We start from the raw sequence: 25,891 nt of genomic DNA, 5'->3' as shown, positions 1-25,891 counted from the left end.
GCTGTTGCCGGCGCGGCCGGTGCGGCCGATGCGGTGGACGTAGTCTTCGCTGACGTTCGGGATTTCGTAGTTCACGACATGTGGCAACTCGTCAATGTCAATGCCGCGAGCGGCAATGTCAGTGGCCACCAGTGCGCGGATGTTGCCATCCTTGAAGCCTTGCAACGCCTGCGTGCGGGCCGTCTGGCTCTTGTTGCCATGCAGCGCCATGGCGGGAATGCCGGCCTTGGTCAGGTGCTCGGCGACATTGTTGGCGCCAAACTTGGTGCGGGTGAACACCAGCACCTGGCTCCAGTTGTGCTCGTTGATGATGTGCGTCAGCAGCGCTTTTTTCTTGCTGCGGCCGACAGGGTGAATAGTCTGCGTGATGCGCTGCACCGTGGTGTTGCGCGGCGTGACCTGGATGGACACCGGGTTGCGCAGAAGGCTGTTGGTCAGTTCGCGGATTTCGTCGCTGAAAGTGGCGCTGAACAGCAGCGTCTGCTTCTGCTTGGGCACCAGCGCCAGCACTTTCTTGATGTCGTGGATGAAACCCATGTCGAGCATGCGGTCGGCTTCATCAAGCACCAGAATCTGCACCTGGCTCAAGTCCAGCGTGCCTTGGCCCGCATGGTCCAGCAGGCGGCCGGGGGTGGCCACCAGAATATCCACGCCACGGCGGAGTTTTTCAATCTGCGCGCCCATGCCGACACCGCCAAACATCACCATCGAGGTGAGGTCGAGATATTTGCCATAGGTGCGAACGCTTTCCTCGACCTGCGCAGCGAGTTCGCGCGTTGGCGTCATGATCAAGGCACGAACGGCGTTGACGCCGCGCCGGTTGGTCAGGCGTGGCTCGCTCGACAGGCGCTGCAGCAGCGGCAGGGTGAAGGCCGCAGTCTTGCCGGTGCCGGTCTGGGCGCCGCCCAGCAGGTCGCTGCCCGCCAGTACGGCCGGAATGGCCTGTGCCTGGATGGGTGTGGGCGTGTCGTAGCCCTGCTCAAGCACGGCCTTCAGGATGGCCGGGGCCAGGTTCAATTCTTCAAATTTCATGGAATGTGCGCCGCTGGGGCGCTTCTTGATCGGCCTGTTGGGCGCCTTTGTTTGAAGGCAACCCGCCAGTCATAGGCAGATGGGATCAGGGAGCCGGGCTGAAAAACATCGCAGCTGGGTTGCTAAACCTGTTCCTGGATGTGCCCGAATGTCGAAGGCAACTGGAGCCCTGCGACACCGCTATTGTTGCACGGAACGATAATCAATGGATCAACGCCTGAATTTCGCCTCTAATGGTGCATTCATGCATGTCGTCCGGCCCGCACAATCCGGCATTCATTTGTCAACCGGCGGGCCTGCAATTTATCCTTATCTGTTTTATTTAACAAAGTGATCTGATGGCCCAGTACGTATTCACCATGAACAAGGTCGGCAAAATCGTGCCGCCCAAACGACAGATTCTCAAAGACGTGTCCCTGAGTTTTTTCCCGGGCGCCAAGATCGGCGTGCTGGGCGTCAACGGCTCCGGCAAGTCAACCCTGCTCAAGATCATGGCCGGGCTGGACCGGGAAATCGAAGGCGAAGCCACGCCGATGCCGGGCCTGAACATCGGCTACCTGCCGCAGGAACCCAAGCTTGACCCGGAGCATACGGTGCGCGAAAGCGTCGAAGCCAGCATGGGCGCGGTGTTTGCTGCCAAGGCGCAGCTGGAGGCGGTGTATGTCGCCTATGGCGAGCCCGATGCCGACTTCGATGCGCTGGCCACCGAACAGGCCAGGCTGGAGGCCATCATTGCCACGGCCGGGACCGATTCCGAGCACCAGCTTGAAATTGCTGCCGACGCGCTGCGCCTGCCGCCCTGGGATGCCAAGATCGGCCTGCTCTCGGGCGGTGAAAAGCGCCGGGTCGCGCTGTGCAGCATGCTGCTGTCCAAGCCCGACATGCTGTTGCTGGACGAACCCACCAACCACCTGGACGCCGAATCGGTCGACTGGCTGGAGCAGTTCCTGCAGCGCTACCCAGGCACCGTGGTCGCCATCACCCATGACCGCTACTTCCTGGACAACGCCGCCGAATGGATTCTGGAGCTTGACCGCGGCCACGGCATTCCGTGGAAGGGCAATTACAGCTCCTGGCTGAGCCAGAAAGGCGACCGCCTGGCACTGGAGCAAAAGGGCGAGGAAGCCCGTGCCAAGGCGCTGAAAAAGGAACTCGAATGGTCGCGCCAGAACCCCAAGGCGCGCCAGGCCAAGAGCAAGTCGCGCCTGGCACGCTTTGAGGAACTGTCCGATTTCGAATACCAGAAACGCGTCGAGACCAACGAGATTTTCATTCCGGTGGCCGAGCGTCTGGGTCATCAGGTCATTGAATTCCACAACGTCACCAAATCGTTTGGCGACCGGGTGCTGATCGACAACCTGAGCTTCACCATTCCGGCCGGCGCCATCGTCGGCATCATCGGACCGAACGGCGCCGGTAAATCGACGCTGTTCAAGCTGATTGCCGGCAAGGAAAAGCCGGACAGCGGCGAGGTCGTGATCGGCTCGACCGTGCGCATGGCCTTCGTGGACCAGAACCGGGACGACCTGGCGAATGAAAAAACCGTCTGGGAGGACATCTCGGGCGGCCTGGACATCCTCAATGTCGGCAAGTTCCAGATGCCCAGCCGTGCCTACGCCGGCCGCTTCAACTTCAACGGCGCGGACCAGCAAAAGCGCGTCGGCACCTTGTCAGGCGGCGAGCGCGGACGCCTGCACCTGGCCAAGACCTTGATCGCCGGCGGCAACGTGCTGATGCTTGACGAGCCGTCAAACGACCTGGACGTGGAAACCCTGCGCGCGCTGGAAGACGCGCTGCTCGAATTTGCCGGCTCCATCATGGTCATCAGCCATGACCGCTGGTTCCTGGACCGCATCGCGACCCACATCCTGGCGGCCGAGGGCGACAGCCAGTGGACCTTCTTTAACGGCAACTACCAGGAATATGAAGCCGACAAGAAGAAGCGACTCGGCGAGGAGGGCGCCAAGCCCAAGCGCATGCGCTTCAAGGGCATCCATTGAGTTATGACCGACGATGATGTCCTGAACCAGACCCGTCACTGGCTTGAAAAAGCCGTGATCGGGCTGAACCTTTGCCCGTTTGCCAAGGCGGTGTATGTCAAGAACCAGGTTCGCCTGGTCGTCAGCCAGGCGCGCCATGCCGACGACCTGCTGGAAGAACTCGACAGCGAGCTTGACCGGCTGGTCAATACGCCGGCCGGGGAGCTTGATACGACGCTTTTGATCCATCCGACGCTCTTTGATGATTTTCTGGATTTCAACGATTTCATGGAAATTGCCGAAGGCGTGCTGGACGAGCATGGACTTGAAGGCGTGGTGCAACTGGCCAGCTTTCATCCAAAGTTCCAGTTTGACGGCACCGAAGCGGACGACATTGGCAACTACACCAACCGCGCGCCGTTTGCGATGATTCATCTGCTGCGCGAGGAAAGCATTGAGCGGGCGGTGCAGTCATTTCCCCATGCTGAAGCCATTTTTGAAGAAAATATCCGGACGCTTGAAAAAATCGGGCACGCCGGCTGGCAGGCCCTGGGGCTGGATTCCCCGGTTTGAACCATGTCAAACAGAAAGGGCTGTTGCCTGAAACCGCTGATTTGCTGTGCAAATTGTTGTCTGAAGTGAGGTAGCCATACCATGACGAACCCAATAAAAGCTCCCAGTGCGGCCTTTCAGTCATGTGTTGACGAAGTCCTCAAGCAGTGTCCTTTCCTGATTGACCGCTGGACCACAAAGCTTGCGGATGCCATGCACGAGCGTGCCATGGGCGTTGCCGATTCCTGGGAACGGCATCAGCTTCAGGACGCCATCATGGTCCTCAAGAAGAACCGGATCAGCATCGAACAAGGCTTTCCCGAAAGATTGATGAAGGCCATGGCGGCAGACGGCAGCATCCAGGATGCCAGCAAAAAGCCTGTCCATTCCGGCCGCTCGCTGTCGTCGGTCAGCTTTGATGACCTCGAACTGATGGGCGACAGCCAGGTCCAGCAAGCGGTGGAAAACGCGCGCATGCAACAGCTTGTGAAACTGGGCTGCGAAGCCGGACTGGCCAGTTTTTCCGCGCGGCTGAGCACGGCGCAGGGTTTGCTGGTGGTCAAGACCGACAGCAATCCCTTGCGACCGGAAGTCATGGCGCTGGCCCTGATTGAATTGCTTCAGACCCTTCCCGTGTCAGCCCAGACACGGGCCTGCTGGCTGCTCGATGGAGCCCGTCTCATGGGCGAGGAACTCCAGTCGTTGTATGTTTTTCTGAATGATTTCCTTGCCGGCCAGGGAATTGCTCCGGCGGCCTATGGCGTCATGGGTGCCCCGCAAGCCAGAACTTCAGTTGCCTGGCCGCCCAGAAAAGTCGATGCACCAGCGCCTGATCCTTCATTTTCCCGGCAGAACGATATCCCCAAAGGCGAGTCTGCGGATGAAAATGCCGCAGCGCCTGCCGGGCGCAGGCCCTTGCTCACGCTGGACCACCTGCACCATCTGCTGTTGGGGGACTATGACGATTCGGACCATGAGCCGACTTCCTTTTCAGAGTTCGGCATTGAAGAGCTGACACAACAGGATTTTTCGCACACGGTGCCTACCGCACTCGATGCATTGACCGAACTTGAAGAAATGGGCTTGGTCTCTGCCAAGATGAAATTGACCCGGCTGTCGCCCCCGGCGCCGGTGGCAAACCTGCGGGCCCGGCTCAAGACTGATGCCAAGACGCTGGGCCAGTCATTGGCCATTGAGGTGGTTGGACTGATGATCGAGCAGATGGCCAGCGATGAGCGGCTGCTGACGCCGGTCCGGCAGATGATTTCGAATGCGGAACCGGCGTTTTTGCGGCTGGCGGTGACGGACCCCCGGTTTTTCAGCGACAAAAGCCATCCGGCCAGAAGGCTGCTGCAAGCCATCACCCGTGCAAGCCTGGGATATGCGAGTGAAACCGCCGCCGGCTTTCCGGAATTTTTGCAGCACTTGCGTGAAGTCGCCGTCCTGCTCGCGGACGAGGGTTTCAGCGATTCCGAGGATTTTGCCCGCTTGCTGCAGGATTTCGAACGCAGGCAAGGCCGCAATACCCCTGAGAACCGAAAGGCACAACGCCTCGCGGTCCAGGCCCTGCTACAGGCCGAACAACGTAACCTGATGGCCGTCAAGATCGCCGCCGAAATAAGGGCCCGACCCGATTTCACCAACGCCAACCGCATCATCACGGCCTTCCTCACCGGACCCTGGTCCCAGGTGATGGCCCAGGAGCGGCTGGCCGTGCTGGGCAAAACTTCCGGCCGTGGCCCGACGGCATTCAGCCTGACGCTGGACGATGTCCTCTGGAGCCTGAATGTCGAGCAGGCGACAAGGCACCGCAGACGACTCCTTGCGTTGATTCCGGAACTGCTGGAGTCGCTCAGGCAGGGATTGCTGTCCATCGATTTTCCGGTCGAGCAGTCGGCGCCGTTTTTCGATGAACTCATGCAGGTACACCGTACCGCACTCAAAGCGGTGTCCGGCCTGCCAGCGCAGCCTGCAAAAGACAGCCACTCGCTGGGCAAGATGTTTGTCGAAAATTCCGGTCCGATGCCGCTGTGGCTGGCGCCGTCCGAGGTTCAGAACTCCGGCTTCATGGGTGACCAGGACGACTCGACCCAACTTTGGTCCGCATCCAGTCTGCTGGAGCCTGAAGGCAGCGGGCCTGCTACCCAGGCTGAACTGAACGGGAAAATAGAGCTTGCCCTGGGCGACTGGATTGACCTGCTCGTGGACATGCAGTGGATGCGCGCGGAACTGACATGGGTCAGCCCTCTGGGCACCTTGTTCATGTTCACCAGCCAGGGGGGGCGCAAGCATTCGATGACCTCCCGCGTGCTGCGCAACCTGCTCACGCTGAACCTGGTCAAGGTCGTCAGCCAGCAGGGCGTGGTTGAGGGCGCGCTGGACAGCGTTGCCCGCACGGCCATGCAAAACAGCGTGCAGGACAAGGGCAGCACTTAGCCCACCCGTTTGAAGTAAAAAATCAGCTTTTTAGCATGAAACAGGCTGCTTGCGCACGCGTGGCGTGGGCAAGCAGCTATGAATTCAGTAGCGAGCAGAGGTCAGGCGCCTGGCATGACGCGACACCAGGCTCAAGCCGGGCCTGCCGTGTTCAGCCAGCGGCTGGCCAGTTGCACCCAGTAGGCGGCGCCCAGCGGAATCAGCGCGTCATTGAAGTCATAACTCGGGTTGTGCAGCGTGCAGGGGCCGCCGCCGTGGCCGATGTCGCGGTGATCGCCCTGGCCATTGGCGATGAAGCAGTAAGCGCCTGGCCTGGCCTGCAGCATGTAGGAAAAATCTTCCGCGCCCATGGTGGGCTCCTGCGGCATGACCTTGTCCGCGCCGACGATGCCCGCCATGACCTGGCGCGCAAAATCCGCCTCGGCCGCCGAGTTGATGGTGGGCGGGTAGTTGCGTGAAAACTCAAATTCGCAGCGCGCCTCAAACGCCGCGCAGGTGTGTTCGGCGATCGCCCGCATGCGCTGCTCGATCAGGTCGAGCACCTCGATGCTGAAGGTGCGCACGGTTCCCTGGAGTTCGCAAAAGTCGGGCACCACGTTGGTGGCTTCGCCGGCATGCATCATCGTGACCGAAATGACGCCGGCATCGACCGGCTTCTTGTTGCGGCTGATGATGGTCTGAAAGGCCAGCACCATGTGGCAGGCCACCGGCACCGGGTCAATGCCGGTGTGCGGCATGGCGGCGTGGCCTCCCTTGCCGCGAATGACGATCCTGAATTCGTTGCTCGACGCCATGACCGGCCCGGCACTGACGGCAAACGAGCCGACCTCGCCGCCCGGCCAGTTATGCATGCCGAACACTGCTTCCATGGGAAATTTTTCGAACAGCCCGTCCTTGATCATTTCCCGCGCGCCGCCGCCGCCTTCTTCTGCCGGCTGGAAGATCAGGTAGACCGTGCCGTCGAAGTCGCGGTGCTTGGAGAAGTGCTGCGCGGCGGCCAGCAACATGGCGGTGTGGCCGTCATGGCCGCAGGCGTGCATCTTGCCGGCATGCTGGCTGGTGTGGGCGAAGGTGTTTGATTCCTGCATCGGCAGCGCATCCATGTCGGCGCGCAGGCCGACACCCCGCCCGCAGGCGCCGCCATCGCGGCCGTGGACGATGCCCACCACGCCGGTCGTGCCCATGCCCCGGTGGACCGGAATGCCCCAGGCAATGAGTTTGCGGGCCACCATGTCGGCCGTTCGAAGCTCTTCGAAGCACAGTTCGGGATGGGCATGGATGTCGCGGCGCAGCGCGGCGATTTCAGACAGGTCAAACGCAAGATCGTCAGTGAGTTTCATGTGGGAAGCCTTCTTGGAAATCAGGGTGAATGCCGTGTCAGAGCGCGCGTGCCTTCGACACCAGCATGTCGCAGCTGCCCTCGGCGAGGACGGACTGGGTCACGCTGCCGAGCAGCAACTCTTCGGCGGCCGACTGGCCATGCTTGCCGACCACCACCAGGTCGCAATCATGCACCTGCTCGACGATGCGTTGACAGGCTTCGCCTTCGATCACGCAGGCATCCCATTGCCCTGGCTGGAGGCCAGCCTGCTGCGCCAGTTTTTCGAGCTGCTGCCTGGCCTTGCCCCGGGCCTGCTGGCGGTAGTGCTCGATGGTCGGGGTGTCCACGCCGGCGAGCTGAAGCCTGCATTCGAACGGCACCTTGAACGCAGTGAGCAGCAGCAGCCGGGCCTGCGGCACCACGCACCGGACCAGGGCGATGGCCTGCGCCGACCAGGGCGAGAAGTCCAGCGCCACCAGTGCGCGGCGGTAGGGCTCGCGCGGCATTTGCTTGACCACCAGCATCGCAGTGCCGCAGTTCATCGAACACGCGGCTGGAAAGCGCATGCATCAGCGTGAGGGGCATGCCGGTTTCGCGGGACAGCCGCGCCGGCCGGTCTGCTGCGTGGCGCGACGGCGCCGAGAAGTCGGTGGCGACCAGAATGGAGCCTGGTGGGTTCATGACTTGTCCTCTCTGGATCAATGGATATACCCGGCCAGCCGATGCGCGGCAGGGTCGGCGGCCTGCAGGGCATGGCCGTGCCGGACATCGCCGGCGACCTGTCCGCTGAGCAGGTCGATCTGGTCATGCACTTCAACCACGCCTGTCGGCCCGACCACGATGCAGGCAATCAGCACCGGCTGGTGCAGCCGTATGAACAGTGCGCCGAGCAAGGCGAACTCCAGCAACAAAAGTGCAAATTCTGCGAATGGTTTTGCGGCAAGTTCAAGGCGCGCGCTTTTTGTCACGGACCAAGCCCGCCTCAGTCGCCGCCATACAAAAAGACCAGTGCTGCATTGAACAGGTAGGTGGCCAGCAGCCCCGCGCTGACCCAGCTCAGCACCCGCAATTCTCGGCCCTGCGGCCGCATCACCAGGCCAATCATCACCAGCCCGGTCATCACTACGGCGGCAATGGCGGTGCCGCCATGCACCGGCGAGGCGTCGGCGAGCAGCGGTCCCCGGGTGTAGAAAATATCATCAATGGCCAGGATCGTCACGTTGAACAGGTTGCTGCCCAGTAGGTTGCCAATCGCCATGTCGAGCGCCCGCAGCCGCAAGGCCGACAGCGTCACGGCGATTTCAGGCAGCGTGGTCACGAAGGCCATGAACAGCGTGCCGACAAAGCTCCGGCTCCAGCCCATCACCTGCGCCAGCTGGTCAGCGATGGACGGCAGCCAGCTTCCCGCCGCCAGCACCACCAGTGCCGCCAGGCCAAAGCGGGTCCATTCGTGCGTCAATCCGGGCGTGACTTGCGGCATGGCTTCGGCGCTGACGGGCGCAGCGGCCGCTGGCTGCACGGAGCGCAGCGCCTGCTCGTGTGCAAAAACGCTGCGCAGTGCCAGCAGGTAGAACGCCAGCAACACCGGGCTGTACAAGCCCAGGTGCAGCAGTGTCGGTGCGTGTTTGGGCAGCAACAGGCTCATCGCCACAAAGCCGAGCATCACCACACCGAAGGCCGCCGACAGCAGATGCGCCGCGCTGGCATGGCGGTAAATCGGCTGCCTGCGCTGCAGCGCGTCAATCACTACCAGAAAAAACAGGTTGAACACGCAGGCGCCCAGCGCATTGCCGACGGCCAGATTGGGTGCATCAATCACTGTCACCGCGCTGATGCCGGAGGCCAGCTCGGGCAGGGAGGTTACGGTGGCCAGCAGCGCCAGACCCATCCAGCCGCCAGTCATTCTGGTCGCCTTGGCGATGCGGTCGGCACTCTGGCACAGCATATAACCCGCACCTGCGATCAGCGCCGCGCACAGCAAGAACTGCAGCGCCAGCAGGCCAAGCGTCATGGCACACGCCTGCGGCCCAAGCGTGTGATGAGCTTGCGCAGCTCTTCAGCCCACAACACGCAACTGGCCAGCGCGGCCAGCAGCAGCAGCGAAGCGGGCGCCAGCGGCACGGTGTAAAACAGCGTATTCAGGGGCGGCGCATACAGCACCAATGCCTGCAGCCCCATGCTCAGCGACAGGCCGCCGAGCAGCCACGGGTTTTTCAGCAACCCCAGCGCCAGCGCCGAGCGGGTGGGCGACTGGCAATTGAGCACGTTGAACCACTGGCACATGGCCAGCAGCGTGAAGGTTTCAGTGCGCACCAGCTCAATTGGCGCCCCCTGACCGAGCCTCCAGACGTACCAGCCGAAGGTCACCAGCACGGCAACCGATGACATCAACAGCACCCGCCCAAGCATCGTCCGGTCCACCAGCCGGTCGCCCTTCGGCACTGGCGCACGCTTCATCTCGTCGCCATCGGGCGGGTCCATCACCAGGTTCACGGTCAGCGTGCCCTCGGTGACGATGTTGATCCACAGGATCTGCACCGCTGCCAGCGGCAAGGGATAGCCGCCGAGCAAGGCCAGCAGCAACAGAACGACCTCGTCGATCGAGGTGGCGAACAGGTAGAGGATGACCTTTTTCAGGTTGCCATAGACCACGCGCCCCTGTTCGACCGCGCCGACAATGGTCGAGAAGTTGTCATCGGTGATGATGATCTTGGCCGCGCTCTTGGCCACTTCGGTGCCGGTGATGCCCATGGCGACACCGACATCGGCGCGCGCCAGCGCCGGTGCGTCGTTGACGCCGTCGCCGGTCATGGCGACTACTTCGCCGTGCGCCTGCAGGGCTTCGACGATGCGCATTTTTTGCGCCGGATGCACGCGCGCAAAGACGGCGATGCGGTCCAGGTCGTTGCGCAGGTCAGCTTCGCCCATGCGCTCCAGCTCGGCGCCATCGACCGCACGGTCACCGTCACGGGCAATGCCGAGTTCGCGGGCAATCGCCAGCCCGGTGAGCTTGTGGTCGCCCGTCACCATCACGGGCCGGATGCCGGCGGCGCGGCATTCGGCGACGGCGGCCTTGACCTCCTCGCGCGGCGGATCAATCTGGCCGACCAGGCCGAGCAGGCGGGCGCGCCCGGCCAGCGCGCCAAAGCCTGCGTCCAGCCGGTCGTCATCGACCACGGCAAAGGCCAGCACGCGCAGCGCGCGCCCGGCCATGGCTTCGGCGGCGGTGCGCGCCGCCTGGGTCAATGCGCCATCGCCGGCGTTGCACAGTCCCAGCACGGCTTCGGGCGCGCCCTTGATGAACACCCGGTGCGGCGCATCCGCGCAGCGGTGACGCGTGGCCATCATCTTGGTGTCGGCGTCAAACGGCAGTTCGGCTTCACGCGGCGCGATGCGCGCCAGTTTTTCCAGGTCAATGCCGGCCTTGACCGCCAGCACGAGCAGTGCGCCTTCGGTCGGGTCGCCCAGCACCGACCATTCGGTGCGCGATGCTTCGGGTGGCAGCAGTTGCGCATCGTTGCACAGCGCGGCGGCCTGCAGCAGTGGCCCGGTGGCGGCATCTTCAACGCTCAATTCACCCTCGGGTGCGTAGCCGATGCCGCTGACGGACACCTCCAGGCCGCCGGGCAGCCAGAGCTGGCCAACCGTCATTTCGTTGCGCGTCAGCGTGCCGGTCTTGTCGGTGCAGATCACGGTGGTCGAGCCCAGCGTCTCGACCGCCGACAGCCGGCGGATGATGGCGCCGCGCCCCGCCATGCGCTGCATGCCGACCGCCAGCGCGATCGTCATGGCCACCGGCAGGCCCTCGGGCACCATGGACACCATCTGGCTGATTGCCACCATCAGCACATCGGCCAGCGGCAGTTCCCGAAACAGCCCCAGCGCCACCACCGTGACGAACAGCAACAGCGCCGCCACCACCAGCCAGCGGCCAAACTGCGCGATGCGCTGCTCCAGCGGTGTTTGGGGTTCGGTCGCGCTTTCGGTCATCCCGGCAATGCGGCCGACTTCGGTCTGCGTGCCAATCGCCACCACCACCGCCCGCGCGCGCCCGGCGGTGGCGTAGGTGCCTGAGAACACCATGTTGTGGCGGTCGGCCAGGCCGGTTTCATCGGGCAGGGCTGGAACTGCCTTGCTGACCGGCACCGACTCGCCGGTTAGCGCGGCTTCGGCGACCTGCAACTGGGCGGCTTCGATCAGCCGTGCATCGGCGCCCACCGCATCTCCAGCCGCCAGCAGCAGCACATCGCCCGTCACCAGCTCACGCGCCTCGATCGCCATTTCATGGCCGCCGCGCAGCACGCGCACATGCAGCGCCGAGAGCCGCCTGAGCGAAGCCATCGAGCGCTCGGCGCGGCCTTCCTGGAAAGCGCCTATCAGCGCGTTGGCCAGCACCACCAGCAAAATCACCACGGCGTCGCCGTAATGCGAAAGCGCGATCGCCAGCACGGCGGCGACAAACAGGATGTAGATCAGCGGGCTTTTGAACTGGCGCGCGATGATGGCCAGCGTGGAGCGGCGCGGTGGCTCGGGCAGGGTGTTTTCACCGCCCTGCGCCCGCCGCTGGGCAATGTCTGCTTCACTCAAGCCCGATGCCGGGTCGCACGCCAGCCGGGCCAGCACCTGCTCGACCGGCAGGGCATGCCATGGCGGCGCCGGATCAGGGGGCGGGTTGTCAGTGGGCTGTGGTGTGGTCATAAGCCGACCATCTTAAAAATGGCAACCCCGTATGCACCTGCGCCAGATCAAACAAGGCACTGGATTTTCCTGGCGGGGCTACCTTGCCTGAAAATAATCTGGGCGCTCCGCATAAACTGACCTGAATGCCGCTGTGGCTGCTGATTCAGCAGCTACCCACAACCCTCCCGCCAGGAAATTATTTGCTTTCCCTTGACCCCAAAGCACTCCGCACCAGGCTGCCCGCATGAGCGCCGCCACCAGCATCGCCGGCATCCTGCTGTCCCTGGCCCTGTTGATGTGGCTGGCATATCGCGGCATCAGTGTGCTGATTCTGGCGCCCGTGCTGGCGCTGCTGGCGGTGTTGTTCAGCCCCGACGCGCCGCTGCTGGCCAGCTACACGCAGGTGTTCATGAAGGCGCTGGGCGGTTTTGTGATGGCGTTTTTCCCGCTGTTCCTGCTCGGCTCGCTGTTCGGAAAACTGATGGAAGCCTCGGGCGCCGCACGCACTTTGGCGCTGGCCATCGTCGGGCGGCTGGGCGCGCAGCGCGCCTTGTCGGCGGTGGTGCTGGCGTGCGCCTTGCTGACTTACGGCGGCGTGTCGCTGTTCGTGGTGGCGTTTGCGGTGTATCCGATTGCCGCCGAGCTGTTTCGCGCAGCCCAACTGCCCAAGCGGCTGATTCCGGCGACGATTGCGCTGGGCGCCTTCACCTTCACCATGACTGCGCTGCCGGGCACGCCGGCGATCCAGAACGCCATTCCCATGCCTTACTTTGGCACCACGCCGTTTGCCGCGCCGGGTCTGGGGCTGATCGGCGGCGCAGTGATGCTGGCGCTGGGCCTGCTGTGGTTGTCGTTGCGGGCGCGCCGCGCAGCGGCCAGCGGCGAGTTCTATGGTGACGATGCGCCGCATCCGCAAGCACCCGCTGGCGCGATGAACCCGCCCGCGCCGGCCCGCACGCCGCCGCTGCCTTTCGTGCTGGCGCTGGCGCCCATCGTCACCGTCGTGGTGCTGAACTACCTGCTGGCCGAAATAGTGCTGCCGCGCATGGACACCGGCTACCTGGCGCAGGCCCTGTACGGCGCGGTCAGCCTTGATGCGGTGCGCGGTGTCTGGGCGATCATCGTGGCCTTGACGGCGTCCATCGTGCTGCTGATCGCGCTGGCCTGGCGCCACCTGCCGCAATTGCGCGAAACGCTCGACGCCGGCGCCAACTCCGCCATTGCGCCCATCTTCAACACCGCCTCGCAGGTCGGTTATGGCGCGGTGATTGCCTCGCTGGCCGGTTTTGCGCTGATCCGCGATGCCGTGCTCGGCATTGCGCCGGGCTACCCGCTGGTGTCGCTGTCCGTAGCCGTCAACGTCCTGGCCGGCATTACCGGGTCGGCTTCGGGCGGCATGAGCATCGCGCTGCAAACCCTGGGCAGCACCTACCTGGCGATGGCGCAGGCCGTCGGCATCGCCCCCGAGTTGCTGCACCGCGTGACGGCGATTGCCACGGGCGGGCTCGATGCACTGCCGCACAACGGCGCGGTCATCACGCTGCTGTCGATTTGCGGACTGACGCACCGCCAGTCGTATTTCGACATCTTCGTGGTGGCGGTGGCGGCGCCGATTGTGGCGCTGTTGGTGGTCGTGCTGCTGGGCAGCGCTTACGGTTCGTTCTGAACGCCTGGCCGGTTTTCCAGTTTGCGGCGCACCAGCTGTATGTTGTTGCGCAGCGCATACAGCTCGTTGGCATACGACAGCGGCACGCTGATCTTCTCGGCGCGGCGTTCCAGGCTGTCCAGCGCTTCAAGCAGCCCGCCCGCAGCATCCGCGCCGTCGATGCGGTTTTCAATGTCGCGCAGCTGGCCGTACCAGCGGAAGATGCGCGAGCGCACCCGGAACTCGTACAGTGGCGGCACGATGCGCGACAGCGGCAGCATGATGGCGATGATCAAACCCATCACCAGCCACATGCGTTCGACCAGGTTGGCGACCCAGAACGGCAGGTAGCGCTGTAAAAACGGCTTGTCATTGCGGATGCTGCGCTCGGCCTCGGCTGAAATCGGCACCTCGTTCTGCGCCAGCTTGGGGTATTCGCGGGCCTGCTTGAACCAGCCCGCGCTGCCGTGGATGTCGTTGCCCGCCAGCGCGAACAGCTGCAGCAGCGCCGGGTGCGTGCCGGTACGGGTCAGCAAGGTCGTGGTCGGCGCCAGCAGGTGAACGTCCTGCGGCGGAATGTCGGCCGCCAGATCGACCACGCCGCGCGGCAGCACCGCCGGGCTCAGAAAAGGAAAGCGCCGCGAATAGGCTTCGCTTTGCGCAAAATCCATCAGCTTAACGCCGGGCGTCTGCAGCAGCATCTGCACCATCAGCGATTCGGGCGCCGAGGCGAACACGATGGCGTCGAGCGCGCCGCCCAGAAAGGCCACGGTGGCCGGCGTCTGCTCCAGCTCGGACACGACCAGCGCGCTGCTGTCGATGCGGTTGCTCTCCAGCAATTTGGCCATCAGGCTGGGCAGGCCGCTGCCTGCCGTGCCGACGTTGACGCGCAGCCCCTTGAGTTCTGTCAGGGCGGTCAGCGTGGCTTGCGGGTTGACCCGGCGCGCCGCGGCTTCGCGGTAGAACAGCCAGACCGGCTCCAGGAACAGGCTGCCCAGCGATTCGAGTTCCTCAAGTCCTTCTTCCTGCGGGTTGCCCGCTTCGCTGCTGCCGCCCTGCACAAAGCCCAGATCGGCCTTGCCGCCCCGCAGCAGCTGCAGGTTGGCGGCCGATCCTTCGGAGGGCAACAGCACGACCTCAATGCCTTCTTTTTTCAGCGCCTCGGCATAGCGCTTGCCAAAGGCCTCGTAGGCGCTTTGCGCCGGGCCGGTGGCCAGCGTGACGCGCTTGGGCGGGTTCGGGTCCAGCCAGCTGTAGGCCAGCACCAGCAGCGCCACGGCCAGCACCAGAAACGGACCGGCAGAAACCGCCAGGTCGCGCAGTGACAGCAGGGTGTAGCGCAGGGTCTTGGGCATGGGCCGAACCATAGCATGCGGCACCGACCTGCGGTTCTGGATGAAATTTACGGTTAAAATAGGCCTTTTGCGCAATATCCACGGGCATTCATAGCTATATTTATAATAGCAACTCCATGGGCCGGTTTCACGGGTTTCATGCCATGGGCAAGCTTGCGCCCCCCACGGCCTGACGCTTATTACCAGCCCGCAGGAACTTCCACCGGCGCCAGCCACCCCAAAGCCCATGAACATCATAAAAACCCTGATCCTGGCCGTTTCGGCCGCCGTGCTGGCTTTCCCCGCAGCGGCGCAGTTTGCCAAGGCCGAGGACGCCATCAAGTACCGTCGATCGTCCTTCAGCGTGATGCAGACGCACTTTTTCCGTCTGGGCAACATGGTCAATGGCCGGGTGCCTTACGACGCCAAGACAGCGGCAGACCAGGCCGACATCGTGCAGACGCTGGCGCAACTGCCCTGGCCGGCTTTTGCCGCCGGTACCGACAAGGGCGAAACCCGTGCCCATCCGGCCATCTGGACGCAGCAGGCCAAGTTTGCCGACCTGTCGAACAAAATGAGGGCCGAAACCGTCAAGCTCAGCGCAGCGGCCAGGACCGGTGATCTGGACAAGCTCAAAGTCGCCTTCAGGGCCACTTCCGGCACCTGCCAGTCCTGCCACGACGCATTTCGCACGCGCTGAGGCGGGCCGCTGGCTGGATGTGCTGAAGCCGCCTGCTTCCGCCCGGTCTGGTCCAGCAGTTGCCCCGGCGCTGCAAGCCGGAAATGGCCGGATTCCGGAACGCCCTGGCGGATCAAGCTGTGCCCAGCCCGGTCCAGCCGCCTGCGCGCCAGCGGCAACAGTGCCACCGTAGCGTCACGCACGCGACAAAAATCCCGGAGTCCTTAGCAGCTACCCGAATGCGTATCGTCCCAACTCGGGTTAGCCTGTGCGGACTTTATTCAGCCTGGAGCACTGCCTTGACCCGTCCTTCCACCGCCGATCTTCCGATCCCGGGCGCGCCGCCGCGCCACGACCTGCACTACCCGTTCTGGCCCAAACGCCTGCCGCACAGCATCACGCCGCCGCAAACTTCCCTCTGGCACAACCTGGCGGTCAGCGCGCTGCGTTTTCCGGACAAGCCGGCGCTGGTGTTTTTTGACCAGGCGCTGAGCTATGCCGCCGTGATGCAGCAGGCCGGGCGCCTGGCGGCCACGCTGCACCGGCTCGGCGTCAGGAAGGGCGACCGCGTGCTGCTCAACCTGCAAAACTGCCCGCAGTGGGTGGTGGCGCATTTCGCCATCCTGCGGATCGATGCGGTGGTGGTGCCGGTCAATCCGATGAACCGCGCCGAGGAACTCAAGCACTACATCACCGACCCGGACGTCAAGGTCGCCATCACCGCCGCCGACCTGGCGCCCGAACTCGCCAAAGCCAGCGGCGAGCTGCCGCCGGCCGCCCGGCTGGCACACCTGATCGTCACGCATTACAGCGATGCCTTTGAAGGCAAGGCAGTGGCCACCAGCGGCGCCGACGCGATGCCGCAATCCTGGCGCGACTGGCTGGGCACCCGGCACGACCTGCCGGCCTTGCCAGGCGGCTCGGTGCTGGCCTGGACCGATGCGCTGGCCGCCAGCGACATCAGCTACCTTCCCGAGCACACCAGCGCGCCGCAGGATCTGGCCGTGCTGCCTTATACGAGCGGCACCACCGGCCTGCCCAAGGGCTGCATGCACACCCATGCCAGCCTGATGCACAACGCCGTCGCCAGCGCCCTGTGGGGCAACAGCACGTCCGAGAACATCGTGCTGTCGGTGATTCCGATGTTCCACATCACCGGCATGGTGTCGGTGATGCATGCGTCAATTTATGGCGGTGCCACGCTGGTCATCATGCCGCGCTGGGACCGCGAACTGGCCGGCCGGCTGATTTCAACCTGGCGCGTGACGCACTGGACCAACATCCCGACCATGGTGATCGACCTGCTGGCGAGCCCGAACTTCGCCAGTTTTGACCTCAGCAGCCTGGTGTACATCGGCGGCGGCGGCGCGGCCATGCCGCAGGCCGTGGCCCAGCGGCTGTGGGAGCAGTACGGCCTGCGCTTTGCCGAAGGCTACGGCCTGACCGAAACCGCCGCGCCGTCGCACAGCAACCCGCCCGATGCGACCAAGCAGCAATGCCTGGGCATTCCGTTCATGAGCACCGAGGCGCGCGTCATCGACCCGCTTACGCTGGAGGAAATGCCGCAGGGCGAGCAGGGCGAGATCATCATGAGCGGTCCGCAGAATTTTTCGGGCTACTGGAAGCAGCCCGGGGCCACGGAGGCTGCCTTCATCGAGATTGACGGCAAGCGTTTCTTTCGCTCCGGCGACCTGGGCCATGTGGACGAGGAGGGCTATTACTTCCTCACCGACCGGCTCAAGCGCATGATCAATGCGTCGGGCTTCAAGGTCTGGCCGGCCGAGGTGGAAGCGCTGATGTTCAGGCACCCGGCTATTCAGGAAGCCTGCATTATTTCCACCCGTGACGCCTACCGGGGCGAGTCGGTCAAGGCCGTCGTGGTGCTGCGTCAAAGTTTCAGGGGTCAGGTCAGCGAAGACGAGATCATCGACTGGTGCAAGGATCACATGGCTGCCTACAAGTATCCGCGTGTCGTTCAGTTCGTCGACGGGCTGCCCAAGAGCGGCTCGGGCAAGGTGATGTGGCGCGCGCTGCAGGAAGCCGAAGGCGATCAGCCCTGAGGAACCTGAAAATCGAATGAAAAATGGCTTTTGCGCAATGCAGGCAAGCACAAGCAGCTATAAGTAAAGGAGCGTTCATCGACGGGGTGGAAGCGGCGCTGGCTGGCCTCAAGGTTCGTCGCAAAGCTTTGGCTGGGTTATCCTGCCAGCCTTCTGAATCAAAATAAAGACGCTTGATCGCATGAAACCATCCGCCACCACGCGTCCGGTTCCCGCGCTTGAAAAGCCCCTGCAAGGCTGGCGCCTGCGCTGGTACACCATCATTTTCGAGGCCGACACCCGCGCCGGCCGGCTCTTTGACCAGGCCCTGATCGGTGTCATTTTGCTCAGTATCGGCGTGGTCATGGCCGATAGCGTGCAGTCCATCCATCAGGTCCACGGCCAGACACTGATGTGGCTGGAATGGATTTTCACCGCGCTGTTCACCGCCGAATACCTGGCGCGCCTGCTGTGCGTGCGCAAGCCGCTCCAATACGCCACCAGCTTTTACGGCGTGATCGACCTGATCGCCTTGATGCCAACCTACCTCGCGCTGTTTGTTCCCGGCCTGCATGCGCTGATCGATGTGCGCGTGCTGCGGCTGCTGCGCGTGTTCCGGGTCTTCAAGCTCACCGCCTATGTGGCCGAATACCAGTCGCTGGCGCGCGCGCTGAGTTCAAGCCGGCGCAAGATCATGGTCTTTTTGTCGGCGGTGCTGATGCTGGTGCTGATCATGGGCACGGTGATGTATGTGGTCGAAGGCCCGGTCAACGGCTTCACCAGCATTCCCACCTCGGTCTACTGGGCCATCAGCACCGTGACGACCGTCGGCTTTGGCGACATCACGCCCAAGACCGACCTGGGGCGGCTGATTTCGTCCTTCATGATGCTGCTTGGCTGGGGCACGCTGGCGGTGCCGACCGGCATCGTGACGGCGGAAATGGCGGCCCACCGGGGCAAGATCCTGTTTCCGGTCACCACCCGCACCTGCCACGAATGCCTGACCGAGGGCCATGCGGCCAATGCCGATTTCTGCTTTCATTGCGGCGCCCGGCTGCCGCACTACAAGGCCGATGAACGGGGGAGAAAAGACGGGTCGCAGGCAGAGCGGCCGCGCGAGTCCCGGTAGCGGGCCTAGCCCCCAGCCGTCAGGCGGCGCGGCGTGATTTCTACTGACTCGCTGCCGGTGCTCATCCACACCGTGCCGTCCTGGATCGTGATCTGCAACTGCATGCCACGTTCGGCCAGCTTGGCCAGCGCCTGGCTTTGCGCGGCTTCGATCTGCCAGACGACCAGGTTGGCGGCGCGGGTCAGCTTGCTTTCAATGCCTTTCCACCAGACCGGCGTGCTGCTCGAAAAGCTGATCACCGTGACCCGCTCGGCCCGGCCGGCAGCGCGCATCAGGCGCTTTTCGTCGGGCTGGCCGACATCGATCCAGTGCAGCACCGCGTCGGTGTAGTCCTTGTGCCAGAGCGCCGGTTCATCGACATCCCACAGGTCCTTGGCGAATTCGAGGTTGCCGCGCTTGTCGTCGCCCTGTACGTTGAGCGCGAAAGCCAGCAGGCGGATCATCATGCGTTCGTCGGTTTCGGACGGATGGCGGGCAATGATGACGTTGTGGTCGCCATAAATGCCGCGGTCCATGTCGGCGATCTGCAGTTGGGCTTTGTGAATGGTGGCTTTGATGGCCATGGGAATCGTTCTCGGGTGGCAACGCCCGGCATGCCTGGCAGGCATCCGGGGAGTTTTTGCGTTAAACCGCCTATTGGAACAGCCTTTTTGCCGCCCGGGCAACGATCACATCAGATCAGCTTGGAGTAGGCCGCAGTGGTCGGCTGGCTCAGGTAGCCGTCGAACACCATGCCGCTGGCGCGCACAAACATCCGGCCTTTCGGGGTGACGCGGATGGCGTCCGGGTCAATCGTGATCAAACCAGCTTCTTCGTACGGCTGGAGCCGCGTCAGCTCGTTCGCAAAGTAGTGCCTGAAGTCAATGCCGTGGCGGCTGTTGATCGCTTCAAACTCCACCGGCGCACTGCACATCAGCGTCATGATGATCTCGCGCCTGAGCACGTCGTCGGCACTCAGCTCAAAACCCTTTTCAAGCGGCAGGCGGTCCTGGTCGAGCCGCTCGTAATAGGCGTTGACGGTGCGCACCGACTGGCTGTACGAGTTGCCGACCTTGCTGATGGCCGACACGCCAAAGCCGATCAAATCGCATTCGGCCCGGGTGGTGTAGCCCTGGAAATTGCGATGCAGGCTTTTGTCCAGCCGCGCCTTGTTCAGCTCGTCATCGGGCTTGGAGAAATGGTCCAGCCCGATGTACACATAGCCGGCATCCAGCAGGCGATGCATCGACATCAAAAAGATTTGCAGCCGCTCCTCGGCCGACGGCAGGTCGCTGTCGTTGATCAGCCGCTGCGCCTTGAAACGCTGGGGCAGGTGCGCGTAGTTGTATAGCGCGATGCGGTCGGGCGCGATGCGGATCAGGCTGTCGAGCGTGTGGCCGAAGCTCGTCAGCGTCTGCTTGGGCAGGCCGTAGATCAGGTCGGCATTGATTGACTGGAAATTGGCCTTGCGGCTTTCCTCGACGGCTTTTTCCACCATTTCAAGCGGCTGGATGCGGTTCACGGCCTGCTGCACCGCCGGGTCGAAATCCTGCACGCCAAAGCTGTTGCGGTTGAAACCCAGCCCGGCCAGCATGGTCAGTGTGCCTTCGCCGACAGTGCGCGGATCGATTTCAACGCCCAGTTCGGCATCCGGCGTGAAGTCGAAATGCCGCCGCAGCATGGCCATCAGCTGGCCCAGTTCGTCGGCGCTGAAAAAAGTCGGCGTGCCGCCGCCCAGGTGCAACTGCACTGCCTTGCGGTCGGGGCCGATCTGCGCGGCGACCAGCGCCATTTCCTTGTCAAGGTAGCGCAGGTATTCGGCGACCCGGCCATGCTCCCTGGTGATGATCTTGTTGCAGGCGCAAAAGTAGCACAGTGATTCACAAAACGGCAGGTGCACATAGATCGACAGCGGCGGGTTGCCGGGCTTGCCGGCGCGCTGCGCGAGGTGGCCCTGGTAAGACTGCTCGTTGAATCCGGCGTGGAACCGGTCTGCAGTCGGGTAGGAGGTGTAGCGCGGCCCGAGCGTGTCGAACCTGCGGATCAGTTCTTCAGACAGTTCAATATCGGGCATGGGAGATGTCATGGGAGATCCAGGCAAAAAAGATGGGATTATTTTCCCGCAAATCGGAACGCCTTCAGCAGTCTGCGCTGTCTGCGCCATGCCTGGAGGGCCGACAGGAGGTCTGGTCAGGGTGGCAATATTTTTACGGGCAGGAAATGATTGTTTGCAAATTTCACCTTATCCTACGCCGCGCCGGCTTCCTTGCTGTTACAAGAGGCATGCAGCTTGGCCAAGTCCCACGGGAAGCAGACGGAAAAATGCCGCCATCCATGGGCAACCCTCAATCAAAGATCAGGAAGAAACAACATGAAGGCTATCTGGAATGACGCTGTCATTGCCCAAAGCGACAACACCGTGGTGCTTGAAGGCAACCACTATTTCCCCGAAGACTCGCTGAACCGCGACCATGTGACGTTCAGCAACCACCACACCATGTGCTCGTGGAAAGGGCAGGCCAGTTATTACTCGCTGCTGGTCAACGGCGAAATGAACACCGATGCCGCCTGGTACTACCCCGATCCCAAGCCCGAGGCCGACAATATCCGGGGGCATGTCGCTTTCTGGAAAGGCGTTCGGATTGAACCCTGAGCAGGTGCAGCGCAAGTCCTTGCGCACCGGGCCAGGCGACTGAACTTTTTTGCAAGTCAAGGAGCTGGCCATGTTCAAACACATCCTTGTTCCCATTGACGGCTCGCCCGTCGCCCATCACGCGGTTGACAAGGCGCGCGCCATCGCGTGTGCGTTCAGGAGTTCGGTGACGCTGATCCATGTCATCGACCCCTATGCCTTCACCGCCATGGGCTCTGATTTTTCCTCTGACCCATCCGACTACCTGCGTAGCGCCACAGTGCAGGCGAACGAAGCCATCAGTGCGGCGCGAGAAATTTTTGAAGCGCGGGGAATGCTTGTCAAGGGATCGGTCGTCGAAGGCCATTCGATTTACCAGACCATCCTGGAGGCTGCCGAAGCTTTGGAGGCCGACCTGGTGGTGATGGGCTCGCACGGCCGCCGGAGCCTGGACAAGTTGGTGCTTGGAAGTGTCACGGCCCAGGTGTTGTCGCATGCGCACCTGCCCGTGCTGGTGGTGCGCGATGAAGGCGCCTGATTTTTGTTGTTGTTGAAGGAGTTGTCATGGAATTGTTGAATCACGATCTGGCGCATGAGTTTCCCCAGTACCTTGAAAAAATGAATCAGCTCAAGAAGCTTGACGCGCATTTTTCAAGCCTTTGCGAACACTACGATGCCGACAATCAGACGATTACCCAGTACGAGCAGGGCAAGACGCCCATTGCCGATGACGCGCTGGAGGTGCTGAAGAAAAAACGGCTCGAACGCAAGGACGAGATTTACCAGATCCTGAAAGCCGACTGACAGGTCCACGCCTTCTTTTTAAGAATAAAAAAGTTTTTTGCGCATGATGGGTAAGCATTTAACGCTATCTAAAAAGTAGCAAGTTGGCGTCTTGAACGCCCCGAGGTTTTTTCCATGCAAGCGGTTCAGGCTTTTCATCAAACTGAAACATTGCATTGCTACGCTGGCAAATTCAATCAACTTGCAGTGTCAGGAACGCGCCATGAACTCAATTGACGAAGAGGTGATGCGGCGAATCCGCCAAGACCTGATCGACAGTTACGACGAAGAGCTGGAGATGGAGCTCGAAGACCAGACGGTGGCCCAGCTGACCGGCGAAGAAGACGTCAGTGCAGGCGCGCAGGACCGGGAACGCCGCCGCAATTATTTCCGCGAGCTGTTTCGCCTGCAGGGCGAGCTCGTCAAGCTGCAGGACTGGGTGATTGCCAGCGGCCACAAGGTGGTGATCTTGTTTGAAGGGCGCGATGCCGCCGGCAAGGGTGGCGTCATCAAGCGCATCACGCAACGCCTGAATCCCCGCGTCTGCCGGGTGGCGGCGCTCCCCGCGCCCAGCGACCGGGAACGCACGCAGTGGTACTTTCAGCGCTACGTGGCGCATTTGCCGGCCGCCGGTGAAATGGTGCTGTTCGATCGCAGCTGGTACAACCGCGCCGGCGTCGAGCGGGTCATGGGCTTTTGCACCGATGCGCAGTACGAGGAGTTTTTCCGCACCGTGCCGGAGTTTGAAAAGATGCTGGTGCGCTCGGGCGTGCAGATCATCAAGTACTGGTTTTCCATCTCAGACGACGAGCAGAACCTGCGCTTTCTGGGCCGCATCCACGACCCGCTCAAGCAATGGAAACTCAGCCCGATGGACCTGGAGTCGCGCCGCCGCTGGGAGGAATACACCCGCGCCAAGGAGGTCATGTTTGAGCGCACGCACATTGCCGAGGCGCCGTGGTGGGTGGTGCAGGCCGATGACAAGAAAAAGGCCCGGCTGAACTGCATCCACCATCTGCTGGCGCAAATGCCCTACCAGGAAACCGAGCATGCGCCCGTGGTGTTGCCCGAGCGGGTTCGACATGACGACTATGTGCGCCAGCCGGTGCCGCTGGACATCGTCGTGCCCGAGGTGTATTGAACGCTCTTCAGTCGCGCACGTCGGCGACCGGTTTCGCGCCAAAGTCGGCCCGCGCCAGCCAGGCGAGCACACGCCGCGCGGCTTCGTCGGGCAAGGTCAGCTGGCCGCTTGTCTTGAGCCGTGCAAAGCTGTCCCGGTCCGGAAAGGCTTCTGGATCAGCGCTGCGCAAGTGCAACTGCATCTCGGTGTCGATGACGCCGGGCGCCAGGGAACAGATTTTTGCGCCACCGGTCTTGAGCGCTTCTTCGAGTGCCACGCAGCGGCTGAAATGGTCCATGCCGGCCTTGGCCGCGCAGTAAGCGGCTTGCGACGCCATCGGTCTGCGGCCCAGGCCCGACGAAACATTGAGCACCCTGCGTTCGGCCGTCCAGCCATCGGTGGCGCGCAGGAAGGCTGACGACAGCAGCATGGGCGCCTCCAGCCCGACCCGAAGGGCATGCGCCAGATCGTCCGGATCGGCCTGACTCAGCGGACCGACACGGGCAATGACGCCGGCGTTGTTGATCAAGGTGGCGCTGCGCCAGGACGTGCTGCCCTGTTCGCGCAGCCAGGCTTCAAGCCGTGGGCCGAGCGCGCTGCTTTCGGCCAGGTCGTGGCACCACTGGACCAGCGCGGCGCCGGCCTGTTGGGCATGCTGCGCAAGCAGACGCGATTCGCTGCGCGAGATGCACAGCAGCGTGTGGCCCGGCACCAGCAACTGGCGCGCCATTGACAGGCCCATGCCGCGCGATGCGCCGGTCAGGATTAAAAGGTGTGGAGTCGTCATGCAGCGCATGGTAGCGCCAGGCGTTCTGGCGCGCAGGCGCAAACGCCGCAACGGTTAAAAATCGGGCGGGCTTTCAAATGACAGCTGGGCGCCGGTTGCTGGATGAAGCAGGCGCAGGGCACAGGCATGCAGCAGCAGGCGCGGCGACCGGACCTGCACCGTATCCGGTGCATACAGCGCATCGCCCAGGATCGGATGGCCCAGCGCCAGCAGGTGCACCCGCAACTGGTGCGAGCGGCCGGTGATGGGCTCCAGTTCCACGCGCGTGAAGTTGGCTGCCTCGTCAAAGGCCAGGCTGCGCCAGCGCGTCTGGCTGGGCTTGCCGGCGGCGTCGATGATGCGCAACGGGCGGCGCGGCCAGTCCACCGCGATCGGCAGGTCGATCAGGCCCCAGCCGTCGGCGGTCGGTGCGGGTGCCAGCCGGCCATCGACCAGCGCCACATAACGTTTGTGGACCTCGCGGCGCTCGAACAGCTGGTTCATGGCGCGCTGCATGGCGGCGCCGCGCGCCATCAGCATCAGGCCCGAGGTGGCCATGTCCAGCCGGTGAACTACCAGCGCGTCAGGGTAAAGGGATTGCACCCGGCGGCTCAGGCAGTCCTGCTTGTCCTCGCCGCGCCCGGGCACGCTGAGAAGGCCCGAGGGCTTGTTCAGCACCAGCAGGCTGTCGTCGGCATGGATGATTTGCAAAGGCTTGTACGCCGGCGCGTCAGGGCACGCGATGTCCTTGACAGGGTTCAAGGCCTGGGCGGGGGGAAGTTGTGAACCGGCGGGCTGCTGCGCCGGATCTCGCGCAGCATGAAAAGGTAAAGGCTTTCGACCTTCTCGCGCGCCCAGGGGGTCTTGCGCAGGAATTTCAGGCTCGACGCCACGCTGGGCTCGCTGGTGAAGCAGCGGATGTTGATGCGCTGGCCCAGGTCTTCCCAGCCGTAATGGGCGGCCAGCGCGCTGACGATGGTCTCCAGCTTGACGCCGTGCAGCGGGTTGCCCGGCTGGCCGCCTGCCGTTGCAGGCTCTGGCGGAAGGACGGGGGACGGACCGGCGGGCATCACCATCAGGCGCTTATTTGTTCTTCAGCTTGCCACGCACCGGCACCTGCGTCACCACGGTCGGGCGAACCGCGTCGGGCGACACCAGCTTGGGCGGCGAGCTGTCTTTCTTGGGTTTTTTGACCATCTTGTCGTTGTTCTGCTGACCTTTTGCCATGTCGTTTCTCCATTAAGTTGATGCCTGAATTATCGGTGCAACTTTATCCGTGGGCGGTGCGTCCGGTCAATCATTTCGGACCGGGTGATGCGTGCGGGTTTGGGGGCAAGCCCGGCTTTTTGATTGCTTCAACGTTTGATGATGGTCTTTGGCTTGGTGGCTTCTTCTGTGGGTTGAGGGGTGAGCGCCTTCCCGGCGGGGGGTAACTTTCTTTTCTGGCAAAAAAGAAAGTCACCAAAGAAAGTTGCCTGGGGGTCGCAGAAGAGCTGAACGCTCTGACGGGCCTTCGCTTCGCTGGGCTCTGGGCACCTGGAGGTGGGGGCTGGTAGCCATGCCGGTGGCTGGCTGGTTCTACCCTTCGTTCGCCAACAGCTTCACGCTCTGCTTGATCGATTCTTTGTGCTTCAAGCACTGTTGGCGGTTTCTCGGTTTAGTAGGTCGGATTGGCCGCAGGCGTAATCCGACAAGGTAGTAGCGCCATCGCCGATGTCGGGTTACGCTGCGCTAACCCGACCTACCAGGATGAAGCCAAGGCGTTGTGCCTGTGATGAAGACTTT

25 protein-coding genes are annotated in these 25,891 nt (G+C 63.0%); 12 read left to right on the top strand and 13 right to left on the bottom strand.

Going from position 1 to position 25,891, the window contains the following annotated elements; all coding sequences use genetic code 11:
- A partial coding sequence (locus GZ092_RS19870) for a DEAD/DEAH box helicase (protein WP_293638936.1) occupies positions 1-1,032 on the bottom strand: 1,032 nt, incomplete at its 3' end.
- A gap of 338 nt (positions 1,033-1,370) precedes the next feature.
- On the opposite strand from GZ092_RS19870, the gene ettA reads away from it, so the two are divergent.
- The 3 genes from ettA to GZ092_RS19855 all read left to right on the top strand — a co-directional run bounded on the left by ettA (position 1,371) and on the right by GZ092_RS19855 (position 5,999).
- Entirely contained in the window at positions 1,371-3,032 is a 1,662-nt protein-coding gene (gene ettA, locus GZ092_RS19865) for an energy-dependent translational throttle protein EttA (RefSeq protein WP_293638934.1), read from the top strand.
- 3 nt (positions 3,033-3,035) lie between these two features.
- A complete protein-coding gene (locus GZ092_RS19860) occupies positions 3,036-3,584 on the top strand; it encodes a DUF1415 domain-containing protein (RefSeq protein WP_293638932.1) in 549 nt (182 codons plus the stop codon).
- Positions 3,585-3,665: 81 nt separating this feature from the next.
- Positions 3,666-5,999: a DUF1631 family protein gene (locus GZ092_RS19855; protein ID WP_293638930.1), complete on the top strand. Its 2,334-nt coding sequence runs from the start codon at positions 3,666-3,668 to the stop codon at positions 5,997-5,999.
- A 131-nt stretch (positions 6,000-6,130) separates the two neighbouring features.
- On the opposite strand, the gene GZ092_RS19850 is transcribed toward GZ092_RS19855, so the two are convergent.
- The 5 genes from GZ092_RS19850 to GZ092_RS19830 form a co-directional block, all read right to left on the bottom strand.
- Positions 6,131-7,339, bottom strand: coding sequence for a M20 aminoacylase family protein (locus tag GZ092_RS19850; protein WP_293638929.1), 1,209 nt, complete (start codon positions 7,337-7,339; stop codon positions 6,131-6,133).
- A gap of 37 nt (positions 7,340-7,376) precedes the next feature.
- Positions 7,377-7,862, bottom strand: a complete 486-nt coding sequence (locus tag GZ092_RS19845) for a universal stress protein (protein ID WP_293638927.1) — start codon at positions 7,860-7,862, stop codon at positions 7,377-7,379.
- A gap of 156 nt (positions 7,863-8,018) precedes the next feature.
- Complete coding sequence (locus tag GZ092_RS19840; protein WP_293638926.1) at positions 8,019-8,213, bottom strand: hypothetical protein; 195 nt, start codon at positions 8,211-8,213, stop codon at positions 8,019-8,021.
- Positions 8,214-8,302: 89 nt separating this feature from the next.
- Complete coding sequence (locus GZ092_RS19835; RefSeq protein WP_293638924.1) at positions 8,303-9,331, bottom strand: sodium:calcium antiporter; 1,029 nt, start codon at positions 9,329-9,331, stop codon at positions 8,303-8,305.
- Entirely contained in the window at positions 9,328-12,018 is a 2,691-nt protein-coding gene (locus GZ092_RS19830; RefSeq protein ID WP_293638923.1) for an HAD-IC family P-type ATPase, read from the bottom strand. Before GZ092_RS19830 ends, GZ092_RS19835 begins: the two co-directional genes overlap by 4 nt.
- A gap of 226 nt (positions 12,019-12,244) precedes the next feature.
- On the opposite strand from GZ092_RS19830, the gene GZ092_RS19825 reads away from it, so the two are divergent.
- Positions 12,245-13,666 (top strand): GntP family permease, encoded by a 1,422-nt coding sequence (locus tag GZ092_RS19825; RefSeq protein ID WP_293638922.1) that lies wholly within the window; start codon positions 12,245-12,247, stop codon positions 13,664-13,666.
- Here the strand turns inward: GZ092_RS19825 and GZ092_RS19820 are convergent.
- On the bottom strand, positions 13,651-15,000 hold the full coding sequence (locus GZ092_RS19820; protein ID WP_293638921.1) for a TAXI family TRAP transporter solute-binding subunit: 1,350 nt from the start codon (positions 14,998-15,000) through the stop codon (positions 13,651-13,653). The two genes, GZ092_RS19825 and GZ092_RS19820, sit on opposite strands and share 16 nt — an antisense overlap.
- 226 nt (positions 15,001-15,226) lie before the next feature.
- Between GZ092_RS19820 and GZ092_RS19815 the strand changes: the two genes are divergently transcribed.
- From GZ092_RS19815 to GZ092_RS19805, 3 genes are all read left to right on the top strand, one after another.
- Positions 15,227-15,679, top strand: a complete 453-nt coding sequence (locus GZ092_RS19815) for a cytochrome c (RefSeq protein WP_293638920.1) — start codon at positions 15,227-15,229, stop codon at positions 15,677-15,679.
- 278 nt (positions 15,680-15,957) lie between these two features.
- Positions 15,958-17,718, top strand: a complete 1,761-nt coding sequence (locus tag GZ092_RS19810; protein WP_293638919.1) for a long-chain fatty acid--CoA ligase — start codon at positions 15,958-15,960, stop codon at positions 17,716-17,718.
- Positions 17,719-17,899: 181 nt separating this feature from the next.
- Positions 17,900-18,826: an ion transporter gene (locus tag GZ092_RS19805; protein ID WP_293638917.1), complete on the top strand. Its 927-nt coding sequence runs from the start codon at positions 17,900-17,902 to the stop codon at positions 18,824-18,826.
- Between the two features lie 5 nt (positions 18,827-18,831).
- On the opposite strand, the gene GZ092_RS19800 is transcribed toward GZ092_RS19805, so the two are convergent.
- Positions 18,832-19,389: a YaeQ family protein gene (locus tag GZ092_RS19800; RefSeq protein ID WP_293638915.1), complete on the bottom strand. Its 558-nt coding sequence runs from the start codon at positions 19,387-19,389 to the stop codon at positions 18,832-18,834.
- A gap of 110 nt (positions 19,390-19,499) precedes the next feature.
- Complete coding sequence (gene hemN / locus GZ092_RS19795; protein ID WP_293638913.1) at positions 19,500-20,891, bottom strand: oxygen-independent coproporphyrinogen III oxidase; 1,392 nt, start codon at positions 20,889-20,891, stop codon at positions 19,500-19,502.
- Positions 20,892-20,911: 20 nt separating this feature from the next.
- Between hemN and GZ092_RS19790 the strand changes: the two genes are divergently transcribed.
- The 5 genes from GZ092_RS19790 (at position 20,912) to ppk2 (ending at position 23,361) form a co-directional block, all read left to right on the top strand.
- Entirely contained in the window at positions 20,912-21,196 is a 285-nt protein-coding gene (locus GZ092_RS19790; RefSeq protein WP_293638912.1) for a hypothetical protein, read from the top strand.
- Entirely contained in the window at positions 21,177-21,458 is a 282-nt protein-coding gene (locus tag GZ092_RS19785; RefSeq protein ID WP_293638898.1) for a DUF427 domain-containing protein, read from the top strand. Before GZ092_RS19790 ends, GZ092_RS19785 begins: the two co-directional genes overlap by 20 nt.
- 70 nt (positions 21,459-21,528) lie before the next feature.
- On the top strand, positions 21,529-21,975 hold the full coding sequence (locus GZ092_RS19780; protein ID WP_293638897.1) for a universal stress protein: 447 nt from the start codon (positions 21,529-21,531) through the stop codon (positions 21,973-21,975).
- A 26-nt stretch (positions 21,976-22,001) separates the two neighbouring features.
- On the top strand, positions 22,002-22,241 hold the full coding sequence (locus GZ092_RS19775) for a DUF465 domain-containing protein (protein ID WP_293638896.1): 240 nt from the start codon (positions 22,002-22,004) through the stop codon (positions 22,239-22,241).
- 202 nt (positions 22,242-22,443) lie between these two features.
- Positions 22,444-23,361, top strand: a complete 918-nt coding sequence (ppk2, locus tag GZ092_RS19770) for a polyphosphate kinase 2 (protein ID WP_293638895.1) — start codon at positions 22,444-22,446, stop codon at positions 23,359-23,361.
- A gap of 7 nt (positions 23,362-23,368) precedes the next feature.
- Here the strand turns inward: ppk2 and GZ092_RS19765 are convergent, their stop codons facing one another.
- From GZ092_RS19765 to GZ092_RS19750, 4 genes are read right to left on the bottom strand one after another with little or no spacing between them, the layout of a single operon-like run.
- Positions 23,369-24,127, bottom strand: coding sequence for an SDR family NAD(P)-dependent oxidoreductase (locus tag GZ092_RS19765; protein ID WP_293638894.1), 759 nt, complete (start codon positions 24,125-24,127; stop codon positions 23,369-23,371).
- Between the two features lie 54 nt (positions 24,128-24,181).
- On the bottom strand, positions 24,182-24,868 hold the full coding sequence (locus tag GZ092_RS19760; RefSeq protein WP_293638893.1) for a pseudouridine synthase: 687 nt from the start codon (positions 24,866-24,868) through the stop codon (positions 24,182-24,184).
- Positions 24,865-25,182, bottom strand: coding sequence for a VF530 family protein (locus GZ092_RS19755; protein WP_293638892.1), 318 nt, complete (start codon positions 25,180-25,182; stop codon positions 24,865-24,867). Before GZ092_RS19755 ends, GZ092_RS19760 begins: the two co-directional genes overlap by 4 nt.
- A 7-nt stretch (positions 25,183-25,189) precedes the next feature.
- Positions 25,190-25,333 carry a hypothetical protein gene (locus tag GZ092_RS19750; RefSeq protein ID WP_196869574.1) on the bottom strand — a complete coding sequence of 48 codons (144 nt, stop codon included), beginning with the start codon at positions 25,331-25,333 and terminating at the stop codon, positions 25,190-25,192.
- Positions 25,334-25,891 lie beyond the last annotated feature (558 nt).

Source organism: Polaromonas sp. (genome assembly GCF_010365105.1).
In the GTDB taxonomy this organism is placed as follows: Bacteria; Pseudomonadota; Gammaproteobacteria; order Burkholderiales; family Burkholderiaceae_C; genus Polaromonas.
This window is presented reverse-complemented; position numbering and strand designations above follow the sequence as displayed.